10 protein-coding genes are annotated in these 12,027 nt (G+C 43.4%); all 10 read right to left on the bottom strand.

Annotated elements, in window-relative coordinates; all coding sequences use genetic code 11:
• Nucleotides 1-31: 31 nt before the first annotated feature.
• Nucleotides 32-997, bottom strand: coding sequence for a PstS family phosphate ABC transporter substrate-binding protein (locus tag AC3WJJ_RS12355; protein WP_492540929.1), 966 nt, complete (start codon nt 995-997; stop codon nt 32-34).
• Nucleotides 998-1,110: 113 nt separating this feature from the next.
• Nucleotides 1,111-2,301, bottom strand: coding sequence for a methyl-accepting chemotaxis protein (locus AC3WJJ_RS12360; RefSeq protein ID WP_492540931.1), 1,191 nt, complete (start codon nt 2,299-2,301; stop codon nt 1,111-1,113).
• Nucleotides 2,302-2,439: 138 nt separating this feature from the next.
• Nucleotides 2,440-3,171, bottom strand: a complete 732-nt coding sequence (locus tag AC3WJJ_RS12365) for a response regulator transcription factor (protein WP_492540933.1) — start codon at nt 3,169-3,171, stop codon at nt 2,440-2,442.
• 104 nt (nt 3,172-3,275) lie between these two features.
• Nucleotides 3,276-5,063 carry a two-component system histidine kinase PnpS gene (pnpS, locus tag AC3WJJ_RS12370; RefSeq protein WP_492540935.1) on the bottom strand — a complete coding sequence of 596 codons (1,788 nt, stop codon included), beginning with the start codon at nt 5,061-5,063 and terminating at the stop codon, nt 3,276-3,278.
• Entirely contained in the window at nt 5,063-6,043 is a 981-nt protein-coding gene (locus tag AC3WJJ_RS12375; protein ID WP_492540937.1) for a bile acid:sodium symporter family protein, read from the bottom strand. Before AC3WJJ_RS12375 ends, pnpS begins: the two co-directional genes overlap by 1 nt.
• 140 nt (nt 6,044-6,183) lie before the next feature.
• Nucleotides 6,184-7,749: a fumarate hydratase gene (locus tag AC3WJJ_RS12380; protein ID WP_492540939.1), complete on the bottom strand. Its 1,566-nt coding sequence runs from the start codon at nt 7,747-7,749 to the stop codon at nt 6,184-6,186.
• A 313-nt stretch (nt 7,750-8,062) separates the two neighbouring features.
• A complete protein-coding gene (locus AC3WJJ_RS12385) occupies nt 8,063-8,929 on the bottom strand; it encodes an SDR family oxidoreductase (RefSeq protein WP_492540941.1) in 867 nt (288 codons plus the stop codon).
• Nucleotides 8,930-9,154: 225 nt separating this feature from the next.
• Nucleotides 9,155-9,580: a hypothetical protein gene (locus tag AC3WJJ_RS12390; protein WP_492540943.1), complete on the bottom strand. Its 426-nt coding sequence runs from the start codon at nt 9,578-9,580 to the stop codon at nt 9,155-9,157.
• A 158-nt stretch (nt 9,581-9,738) separates the two neighbouring features.
• Nucleotides 9,739-10,680 carry a malate dehydrogenase gene (mdh, locus tag AC3WJJ_RS12395; RefSeq protein ID WP_492540944.1) on the bottom strand — a complete coding sequence of 314 codons (942 nt, stop codon included), beginning with the start codon at nt 10,678-10,680 and terminating at the stop codon, nt 9,739-9,741.
• A 15-nt stretch (nt 10,681-10,695) separates the two neighbouring features.
• Nucleotides 10,696-11,988: an NADP-dependent isocitrate dehydrogenase gene (icd, locus tag AC3WJJ_RS12400; RefSeq protein WP_492540946.1), complete on the bottom strand. Its 1,293-nt coding sequence runs from the start codon at nt 11,986-11,988 to the stop codon at nt 10,696-10,698.
• Nucleotides 11,989-12,027 lie beyond the last annotated feature (39 nt).

The following is a 12,027-nucleotide window of genomic DNA, read 5'->3' on the forward strand; positions in this document are numbered from 1 at the left end:
TTCTATATCATCACTAGGGATGCCCTGTGACTTATTGAGCCAATTTATCTTTTTCTTTCTGGTACTCTTCATCTGGAAGAGCTACGAAGCCGACTTCACTTGCCAGTGCACCAGCATTACTCAGGTAGAAATCCATGAAAGCTTTTACTTCAGGACGCTCTAACTCCTTGTCACTTACATAGACATACAATGGACGGGACAATGGAGCGTAACTGTTGTCTTTAATGGTCTCAGCACTTGCTGTTACTGTAGCTGTTCCATTATCAATTGGAATCAATTTCAACTTATCTTTGTTCTCTTCGTAGAATGAGAAACCGAAGTAACCAATAGATTGTTTATCACCTGCTACACCTTGCACAATTGCATTCGTGTCAGCACTAAATGTAATTTGGCTGTCATTACGGCTCACTTGAGCTTCACCGTTAATGACTTCAGTGAAGTAATCGAATGTACCGTGATCTGTACCTGGAGAGTAAATTTTAATTTCTTCAGCAGGCCATCCATCGCGTACATCAGCCCATGTCTTTACTTTACTGTCTGGTTCATATATTTTCTTGAGTTCATCAATTGTAAGTTTATCGATAAAGTCGTTCTCAGGGTTAACCACAACGGCAAGACCGTCATATGCTACCGTAACTTCGTGGTATTCAATGCCTTTTTCTTTCGCTTCCGCCGCTTCTTTATCTTTGATAGGACGGGATGCGTTGGTGATTGCAATTTCACCATTCAAGAAACGTTTAAAGCCTGCGCCCGTTCCACCTGTTCCGATCGGAACGCGTACATCTTTATTCTCTGCACCAAACTCTTCAGCGATAGCTTCTGTCATCGGATGAACCGTACTTGAACCATCAATTTCAATCGTTCCGGAGAGTGCAGTTGATGAGCCATTCTCGCCTTCTGTTTTCTTTTCTCCGCCTCCACAAGCTGCGAGCACCGTGCTAAGCATCATGATCAATACGAGAATTCCTGCGCTTTTACGACCCCTGTTTCTAAACAAACCTATCCACTCCTTAAAATCTGGTCTCTTGTAGTATCTTTCGCTTACATTTTCAATCTTAATCCCCGAATGTAATTTCAGTTATCGAGAATTGTAAACTCTGTGTAAAATCATTAATAATTTAGTAGACTCATAGGTTCAGTATTAGAATCATAAGTAGTACTTTCGTTCATGCCCGCTAATTCTTCCCTTACACGCTTTACCTGGATTGCTGCTTTCTCAGCCATATCATAAGCCTGGCTCCCAGCGTCCTTAACTTCCAAAACGACTTCTTCCATCTGAGTGAACATTCTCCCGCCTTCAGCAACAATACGCTCACAGGCACGAATTTCGCTCAGATTATGATCAGTAGCCGTGGCTGTTTCTTGTACAAGATGTTGAATGTATGTGAGAAGACTAGAAATATCTGTGGCCAAACTTCTGGTCTGCTTGGATAAATTCTGTACTTCTCCAGCTACGACTTGAAACCCCCGCCCATGCTCCCCGGCATGCGCAGCTTCAATCGAAGCATTAATAGCAAGTAGACTACTATGATCAGCCAGCTCACTGATCTGCTTTGTCATGGAAGAAATATTCTGAGCATTCTTCAAAAGCTCTGTAACAAAACTAGCTCGCTCTTCCATGTCGCGTACAAGCCCGCTATAAGATTCACTCACTTGTTGCAAGTTCGTTCTACCCGTCTGTGACCATTTCTGCATTCGTTCACTTTTGGTGCGTGTTAAATTCGCTTTTTCAGCTACTTGACTTAAAGACACTTCAATCTCATGAGTATGACGACTGCTCTCATCCAAAATATACTCCCGCTTGTTCTCCGCTTCGATCTGCATCATCGTGGATAATTGCAATAAATCCTTTACTGTAAGAACACCAAGCAACTGATCTTGTTCCAGAACAAGCACACAATCGTAGAATTGCGACTCCGGCCTCTGTAGTGCTTTCTGGAGAAGATGTGACAACGAGTCCGAAATATCCACGGCCATAGGGTTCATATTTGTAATATACGAAGCTGGTCTTGGGTCATAGATTTCTCTGAAGAACCTGCCACTCATCCGGCGGTAAAATGCTTCTCGCATGATCAATCCCTCCGGTTTTCCGGACTCTTGGCAATAGACAATACACGGAGCTTCAGCGTCTCTCTTGAACTTGTCCATCACTTCACGACAAGTTTCTTCCTTCCCAATGATCGGAACCGTTCTGCATAATTGACGCGCTGATATTTCGCTGGTCTGGGGATGAGTTAACTCTGTGCACATTACATTAACCGTATTTAAAGTGTCGTCTGTCCTAAGCTGAAGCAGCGTCATGCAGCCCCACTCCTTTATCTAGTTCTTAAGACGCATCTTAACGAACGAGTATTATCGTACTGTTACGGGAATGTAAAGTGAATGTAAACACATTAATTATTTCTTTCAAAAATATACAAACAAAAAAACACCCATCATTTATGTTAAATGATGAGCGCTTTTTTTCGGGTTCACGACCAGCTTATATCCTACTCCACGGATCGAATCAATAAAGACTGAATCCGGATCAAGCTCAAGCTTCTTACGAAGGGAACTAACATGAACATCGACTGTACGCTGACCGCCAATATAGTCAAAACCCCATACCACATTCATAAGATCATCCCGTGTAAGAACTACCCCTGGCTTTCTTGCCAAATATAACAATACCTCAAACTCCTTGGGCCGCAGATTAATATTCTGTCCACCCAATCGAACCTCGTATTTATCAGGATATATCTCGAGTTGGCCTAATATGATCACATTACTATGCTTATCGGTCTCTTTAACTTCTTCTATATGTCCGGATACTCTCCGCATGACAGCTGTAACTCTCGCCAATAGCTCAGATACGCCAAAGGGCTTCGTAATATAGTCGTCTGCTCCCATTTTGAGCCCTTGTACTACTTCTTCCTCCGCATTTTTAGCCGTTAAAATAATAATTGGAGTCGTTACACCTTGTTGACGCAGCTTTTCCAGAATTGAAAATCCATTCATTCCAGGAAGCATCACGTCTAGTAAGATCAGGTCAAAGGAATGTTCACATGCCCGGTCATATCCAGCCGTTCCATGCTCCTCTACCGTGACTTCAAAGCCTTCTTGTGTCAAATTGTATGATAGAAGCCGTGAAAGTGTCGGTTCGTCCTCAATAACAAGCAAACGTTGAGCCATGTTAACCCCGCCCTTAAATCCATTATTTTAAAATTCGTTATTCATAACACTTGTACCAGTATATCAACGGAATGTTATCTCTATGTTAAATCATACCCGCCTCATTAATCATTTTCCTGTAATAAAGGCATCTCAATGATAAATGAACTTCCAAGTCCAAGCTCACTTTCTACTTTGATCGTACCGTGATGCAAATCAACTAGATGCTTTACAATTGATAAACCAAGTCCCGTACCGCCTGAACTTCTTGACCGAGACTTATTTACACGATAGAACCGTTCAAAAATCCGTGGAAGGTCTTTTTTAGGAATACCCAGACCCGAATCTTTCACAATAAACTGGACCGTATCACCATGTTCATTCACATGTATATCTCTAACGATAAGCTGGACTCTCCCACCTTCCTGTGTATAGTTGATGGCGTTGGATAAAAGATTCGTAAATATCTGTCGTAGTTTATCCTCGTCCCCCTCCAAGAACAGCTCCTCCGGCACTTCCATATGCAGGCTGATGCGTTTCTTATTGGCTTCAGGCTGCATAAACTCAACCAGGGATTGAAAGAATGGGAATAAATGAATCGGTGAGTATTCCATCGCAATTCGTTTGGATTCAATCTTAGAGAGCTCCAAAATATCACGAATCAATCGGTTCAAGCGCTCAGATTCATCATATATAATCTGCAAGAATGATCTTGATGTCTTCTCATCCTCGACGCCTCCAAGTAAAGTCTCTGCAAAACCTTTCACTGCTGCTAGTGGAGTCTTCAGCTCATGGGATACGTTAGCAACAAATTCACTGCGCATACGTTCCAAACGCCTAATATCCGTTACATCCTGCATCAAGAACAGCATTCCGCGATATGATCCATCATCTTGTACCATCGCTACTCCGTCCATTCGCACAATGGACTCAACAGGGTAGTACAAATTGCGTTCTTCCCGAAAATTCGTTCGATGCTCCAGTCCCTCTTCAATGAGCTTAGTCAACTCGTAATGCTGCCTCAACTCTCTATAAGGTTTACCCGTTACATGTTCTGCCTTCACGCCCAGCATTTCCTCTGCTGCTCGGTTTACCAGTACAATGCTTCCATCATAACTAAGCATTAGAATACCGCCGGTCATGTTATTAAGCACACTTTGGAGTAAATCTTCATTATCTCTTATTGTTTTCAGTTGAGTTTGAAGACTATCTGCCATCCCATTGATCGCTAAGGATAACTGTCCTATCTCATCTTGGCGATTAAGCTGAACACGGGCGTCATAGTCCTGTCTCGTAATCCGCCGGGCTACACTTGTGATTTTCTCAAGCGGAGAGGTAAGACTTGCTGCAACTCTGTAACTAACAAATGCCGCAATAATAAACAGAACAATGATTCCAGCGCCCATAACCGTCCAGCCTTGCCGCACACCTTGATCCACTTCTTTCAAGCTCATCGCAAGCCGGATATACCCATCAAAGCTGCCTTGCTTTACAGGAACGGCAACATAGATCATATCTTCTCCAAGCGTGCTACTGTAACGTATTGTACGTCCTAATCCTTCTGTTTCCGCTTGCATCATCTCTTCGCGATGGGCATGATTATCCATAGAAGTGGGATCACTCTCGGAATCACCGATGACTGTTCCATCCTTCTGGATGAATGTAACCCTCGCATCAGCCAATGTTTCAAACATCTGTGATTTCTCTGTATAATACGAAAATTTCTGATCCCCCGTTAGGGGAGGGAATTCCATCGTTGCCTGGATCAATTTGATCTCACGCCCCATATTTTCTTCCTGCAGACCAATGTGAGAACTCTTAAATACATTTGCCATAGCCAGACCGGCACCGAGCATGGATAATCCAATAAGTGTCATCATAATGAGCGTTAATCGATTACGAAACGGTTTCATCAATCTCTTCCTTTAACAAATGTAATATGTTCTGATTTGAACTTACTGAACAAAGCATGGACAATCGTGGCAACCGGTTGCTGGAACATGATGGACAGAACAACAGGTACCGATGCCTGAGGTGAAAAATAAGCCGTTGCAAGTACCATTCCAAGTGATATATTCCGCATACCTGAAGCATAAGTCTGTGTAACTTGTTGCATCCGATTACGGCTGGGAAGAACATAAATGCCGTAATAACCTAACGCATAACATATGCATATGAGTAAGATAACGGTTGGTACAATTCTGACCATCTCTTGCTTCATACTGGCTGCATGAGGCGCAATTGCAGCTGCGTTCAGCATCACGACTAACATGAACGCAATTTTCGATAGGGGCTGAGCAACAGGCGCCGACCACTCTTTAGCTCTTCCTTTTGACAATTCGTATAGCAGAACCCCTACAACTGTCGGAAGGACAACCATTTGAAGCAGATCTACCATAATTGCCTTCATGTCTAAAGACAATGAGTCCCTACCCAGCAGTATTTCCATAAGGGCAGGTACAATCAATGGACTGAGAAGCGTGTCCAACACCACAACAGATAATATAAAAGGCACACTCCCACCTGAACTACCAACCCAAAGTACGGAGGATACACCAAGCGGTATAATTGTAAACAGCACAAGTCCTGTCGTATATTCCGATTGAGATCCGAATACCGCCGCCCCAAGTCCGTATGCTAGTAAAGGTGCAGCTGCATGAGCAAGAAGTAACGTCCATAGTACTGGAAGGGGTTGCTTCATTACCGCACGCAAATGAGAGACACCACAACCAAGTGCCATCACAAGGGTAATATAACCGAACAAATAAGGAATTGAAGATACGAATGGCAGTAGCAGATCAGACAAAAACCAACCTATCACAAGTGAACCGGGTATCAGAATAAATGTATATTTCTCAAACCACGATGCAAATGACAAGCCGAATCGTTTCACAATAATCCCCCTGCGGACTTCAAATCTCGTTTTGTTGTTTATCATAAACCTCATTATATTAATCTGCAACGCTAAGTCCATAAAAAAAGAATCCTCCGACTATATCAGTCGAAGGATTCAAATCCCACGTTATGATTATGTTATATAAATACAGGCTCCTTGAACATTTCAAGTTTCGCTGCTGAATCTTTACTCACATCCGCATGCAGACTGTTGCCGTGTGAATCCATCGTAACAATCGCGGCAAATCCATCTACTTCCAAATGCCACATCGCCTCAGGGATTCCGAATTCCATAAAGTCAACGCCATTCACATTTTTAATACACTCAGCATAATACTGTGCGGCACCACCAATGGCATTCAAGTACACACCACCATGCTCTTGAAGAGCTTGGAGCGTCTTAGGCCCCATTCCCCCTTTACCAATGACTGCGCGAATGCCGAATTTTTTTAAAATATCACCTTGATATGGCTCCTCGCGAATACTTGTAGTGGGCCCTGCTGCCTTTACATGCCATCCATCTTCATCCTGTAGCATCACAGGACCACAATGATAAATGACGGCGCCATTCAGATCCAGAGGTGCATCGTGATCCATTAAATGTTTGTGTAACGCATCTCTACCTGTGTGCATCTCACCTCGAATGACAACCACATCTCCTACACGAAGGCTGCGAATCTGTTCCTCACTAATCGGTGTTTGAAGAACAATTTCCTTACCATCACGCTCTGATTCAACCATAACAGTTGTCTCAGATGTAGCAGCAGTAACCGCATCGGTCTCCGTATCCGTCATTCGAATTCCGTTCCCCGTTTCATACAGCCATTCCTGAATTTCTCCGTTATCCGCTTCAATTAGAACACCCTGACGACGGAACGCCCAGCAGTTATAAGCAACTGAAACAAAGAAACTAGCTGGCAGACGATTCATTGCACCGACTTTGCAGCCGAGAAGTGTAACCTCTCCACCAAACCCCATCGTTCCGATACCCAGCTTATTCGCATTATCCAACACGTACTCTTCAAGTTTCTGCAGATCTGGATTTGGATTCACATCTTCTATATGTCGGAACAACTGCTGTTTTGCGAGCTCATAGCCAGTTGTACGATCTCCCCCGATGCCAACCCCGATAAAACCAGCACTGCAACCTTGCCCCTGTGCCTGATACACAGAGTGCATAATGCATTTACGAATACCATCCAGATCTCGGCCAGCTTTACCCAGCCCCTCAAGTTCTGTAGGCAGACTGTACTGGATATTCTTATTCTCACATCCACCGCCCTTTAATATCAGACGAACATCTATGGTATCCTGTTCCCACTGTTCAAAATGAATGACTGGTGTGCCCGGTCCTAGATTGTCTCCGCTATTCTTACCCGTTAGCGAATCTACAGAATTCGGGCGCAGCTTTCCGTCTTTAGTAGCTCGAATTACCGCTTGGTAAATATCCTTCTTCATTTGAATTTGGTTCGCACCTACAGGAGTATGTACAACAAAAGTCGGCATACCTGTATCCTGACAGATCGGCGAAACTTGAGTCTCCGCCATTTCAATATTTTGCGCGATCGTTGCGAGTGCCAATCCGGCACGGGTAGCAGCATCCTCTGCATCACGTCCACGTTTAACCGCCCTGCGCACATCTCCCGGAAGGTTCGTCGAGGTTTCCACTATGAGTCGGTATACACTCTCTTCAAAATGCTTCATATTTGTTTACTTACCCCTTTCTTTTCTGAACAGTCAGTTATGTAACTCCATGTTGAAATATTTATAATTTGTCCTATGGTCTATCATACCAAAAAGTGCGTGAAAGGGTTTACTTTAAATTTACCAATCTATCAAAATACTTGTCCGTCCTATGTGCAAACAGTACTCTCAATCTCACATCTATTGCTGAATCTTTAGTTATGGCAAAGATAAGACCCTATCTTATCAGATTTATAGATAAGATAGGGTCTCCTAAGCCTTACATTCTTGCTCTATGGTTAGTTATATCACATATTATAGAGTAATCCATGCACTACCCGTTAATAACTTCTCCACCATTGATATGAATGATCTGTCCACTAACGTAAGATGAATCAGAAGAAGCCAAGTACACATATGCCGGTGCCAGCTCTTCAGGTTGTCCCGGGCGCTTCATCGGCTGACTTGCACCAAATTTACTCACTTCATCTTCTGTAAAAGTAGATGGAATGAGCGGAGTCCATATGGGTCCAGGTGCTACACCGTTAACCCGTATCCCTTTATCAACAATATTCATGGATAGGGAGCGAGTAAAGGATACAATGGCTCCTTTTGTAGCCGAATAATCAATCAGATTAGGACTACCGCGATAAGCAGTAATTGAGGCTGTATTGATAATCGCACTACCTTGTCCCAAATGCGGCATTGCCGCTTGTGTCATATAGAACATGCCTAGAATATTTGTACGGAATGTTCGTTCTAATTGATCTTTAGAAATATCCTCTATCTTCTTCTGTGGATGCTGCTCAGCCGCATTATTCACGAGAATATCCAGCTTCCCTAATTGTTCGATCGTCTGTTTCACAGCATCGGTGCAAAAGGTATCATCTCCGATATCTCCTGCTATGAGTATACATTTCCGTCCCTCCTGCTCCACTTGGCGCTTGGTCTCTTCCGCATCTTTATGTTCACTTAGATAAACGATTGAAACATCTGCACCCTCCTTAGCATAAGTGACGGCAACAGCTCTACCAATACCACTATCACCACCTGTGATCAAGGCAACCTTACCTTCAAGTTTACCAGCAGCTTTGTACTGACTGGACTCATACTTCGGAAGTGGATTCATTTCCGTTTCGGATCCAGGCCGATGATTTTGGTGTTGTGGAGGTAGCGTTTGTTTTTGTCCTTCTTGTGGCATATTGCATTTCTCCCTTCAGGTCAGTAAAAGTGTTTACACAATCATAGCTATTCTTCCCTATTAGGATGCTTTAGGCTCGGGCATATTAATCACAACAGCTTACGATATGTTAATTACCACATTACATAAAAATTAAACGTCTCTTCTCTGGGAGGAGAGTTCGTAAAAGAGAATACAATAACAAAAAGACCACTCCATTGATAGAGCGGTCTTTACTGGGAAAGCTTATTTATACAGCGGGTAAACCATGAAATAAATCATAACAAGCAAGAGAATAGCAAGCACGATACTGAATGTGCGAAGCTTAGCAATATCAGCAGCTACTTCACGTTTCTCACGAATGCCAGCAAGTGCATTCTTCAGTGGCTTACCCATAATTCCTCCAAGAGCAAACATGGCAAGAAGAATTAGAGTAATGATAATCATCCAAGCTACTGAATACTCACCCTTCGACATCATATAACCACCCGTGATGAGCTGAATGACCAAGCCATATTGTGCAAATCGATTAGCCACACGAACGGTGTTGATTCCACCTTCTTTAGCGCCTAAAGATAATTTTTGAAGACCACTTACGATGAACGGCAGAATTAAATAAAAACCAAGAGCAGCTGTACCAATCATATGTAGCAGCATAAAAACACCATACATAGCTATATTCCTCCAATTCGAAATTAGTGTGATATTTGTTATATCCTTTACACTTACCATATTATACTGAACAAACGATATAAAGAAAAGCAATCCCGCCCCTCAATTGTGGAACGGGATTGCTTTGTCATTCATTCGTCATAATATATGGTGGGATATTACAATTTCACTACAGAAGTTACGCTGCGTACCGATTCAGCTGATTTATCGAGTGCAGTCTTCTCAGCTGGGGAAAGATCCAGCTCGAATACTTTCTCAATCCCATCTCCACCCAGAATAACAGGCACGCCCATGAACAGATTGTTATAGCCGTACTCGCCTTCAAGAAGTGCGATGACTGGGAGGATACGCTTCTTATCCTTCAAGATTGCTTCCGTCATCTGGACAAGGGAGGCAGCAGGTGCATAATAAGCACTGCCGTTCCCAAGCAGATTCACGATTTCGCCTCCACCGACGCGGGCGCGTTGTACAATCTCCTGAATCCGATCAGCAGGAATCAGTGTTTCGATTGGAATACCACCCACACTAGAATAACGAACGAGTGGAACCATGTCATCCCCGTGTCCACCAAGAACAAATCCACGTACATCTTCAACGGATACATTCAGTTCTTGCGCAATAAATGTACAGTAACGTGCAGTATCTAGTACGCCGGATTGGCCGATTACACGGTTCTTAGGAAAACCTAAGGTATTGTAAGCCACATAAGTCATCGCATCCACTGGGTTACTCAGCACGATAGCAACCGAGTTCGGAGCATACTTCTTTATGTTCTCACATACAGACTTCACAATTCCCGCATTGGTATTAACAAGATCATCGCGGCTCATACCAGGCTTGCGTGCAACACCAGCTGTAATGATGACCACATCGGAATCAGCGGCATCCTCATAGTTGGATGTACCTACGATGTTGCTATCAAACCCTTGAACTGGACTAGCTTCCATCATATCAAGAGCCTTACCTTTGGTTGGGTTGTCGAGTTGAGGAATATCGAGTAGTACAACATCACCCAGTTCTTTTTGCCCAATCATAAGCGCTGTAGTCGCTCCCGTAAAGCCGGCACCCACTACCGTAATTTTTTTACGAATAATCGCCACGATGCATTGTCCTCCTTACATGTTCTTGATAATTTCGTTCGCGAACTCGGAGCATTTAACTTCAGTTGCACCTTCCATCAAACGTGCAAAGTCATACGTAACGGTCTTATTGTTAATAGAAGTTTCCATACCTTTGTAGATCAGGTCAGCCGCTTCCTGCCAGCCCAAGTGCTCAAGAAGCATTACGCCGGACAAAATAACGGAACCAGGGTTTACTACATCTTTATCAGCATACTTCGGAGCTGTTCCGTGAGTTGCTTCAAAGATAGCATGGCCTGTTACATAGTTGATGTTCGCGCCAGGTGCGATACCAATACCGCCAACTTGAGCTGCAAGAGCATCAGACAGGTAGTCACCGTTCAAGTTCAGAGTTGCGATTACATCAAAATCAGTAGGACGAGTCAAGACTTGCTGCAGAGCGATGTCAGCAATTGCATCTTTAACGATGATTTTACCTGCATCTTCAGCTGCTTTTTGAGCTGCATTCGCAGCATCTACGCCGTCTTTTTCCTTGATGATATCGTATTGTGCCCAAGTGAACACTTTATCACCGAACTCTTGCTCAGCAACTTCGTATCCCCAGTTCTTGAAAGCACCTTCTGTAAACTTCATAATGTTACCTTTATGAACAAGCGTCACACTCTTACGACCGTGCTTGATTGCATATTCAACAGCAGCACGCACAAGACGTTTCGAACCTTCTGAAGATACTGGTTTAATACCAATACCGGAAGTTTCAGGGAAGCGAATTTTGTTAGCTCCCATTTCATCTTGAAGGAACTTGATCATTTTCTTAACTTCTTCGGAACCTTCTTTGTACTCGATTCCCGCATAGATGTCTTCTGTATTCTCACGGAAAATAACCATGTCTACGAGCTCAGGACGTTTAACCGGAGAAGGTACACCGTCAAAGTAGCGTACAGGACGCAGACAAGTGTAAAGATCGAGTTCTTGGCGAAGAGCCACGTTCAGGGAACGGATACCACCGCCGATAGGCGTTGTAAGAGGACCTTTGATTGCTACGATATACTCGCGAATAGCTTCAAGCGTATCATTTGGAAGCCATTCTCCGTATGTATTAAAAGCTTTCTCCCCTGCAAACACTTCGTACCAAGCAATACTCTTGGAACCGCTGTAAGCTTTCTCTACAGCTGCATCAAGAACACGTTTGGATGCACTCCAGATGTCGCGACCTGTTCCATCACCCTCGATAAAAGGAATGATTGGGTTGCTAGGCACCTGCAGCTTGCCGTTGTCGATCGTAATTTTTTCGCCTTCAGTAGGTAGTGCAAATTTTTCAAGTTTCATAAGTATGAGTTCCTCCTTAAATTTAATAGATTTCTCTAA

This window comes from Paenibacillus sp. FW507-14B1B (genome assembly GCF_058781425.1).

Bases quoted from the DNA above. Each gene is read 5' to 3' on its own strand.
- AC3WJJ_RS12360 (WP_492540931.1), bottom strand. From the start codon at position 2,301: ATGACGCTGCTTCAGCTTAGGACAGACGACACTTTAAATACGGTTAAT.
- AC3WJJ_RS12365 (WP_492540933.1), bottom strand. From the start codon at position 3,171: ATGGCTCAACGTTTGCTTGTTATTGAGGACGAACCGACACTTTCACGG.
- pnpS (WP_492540935.1), bottom strand. From the start codon at position 5,063: ATGAAACCGTTTCGTAATCGATTAACGCTCATTATGATGACACTTATT.
- AC3WJJ_RS12380 (WP_492540939.1), bottom strand. From the start codon at position 7,749: ATGAAGCATTTTGAAGAGAGTGTATACCGACTCATAGTGGAAACCTCG.
- AC3WJJ_RS12385 (WP_492540941.1), bottom strand. From the start codon at position 8,929: ATGCCACAAGAAGGACAAAAACAAACGCTACCTCCACAACACCAAAAT.
- AC3WJJ_RS12390 (WP_492540943.1), bottom strand. From the start codon at position 9,580: ATGTATGGTGTTTTTATGCTGCTACATATGATTGGTACAGCTGCTCTT.
- icd (WP_492540946.1), bottom strand. From the start codon at position 11,988: ATGAAACTTGAAAAATTTGCACTACCTACTGAAGGCGAAAAAATTACG.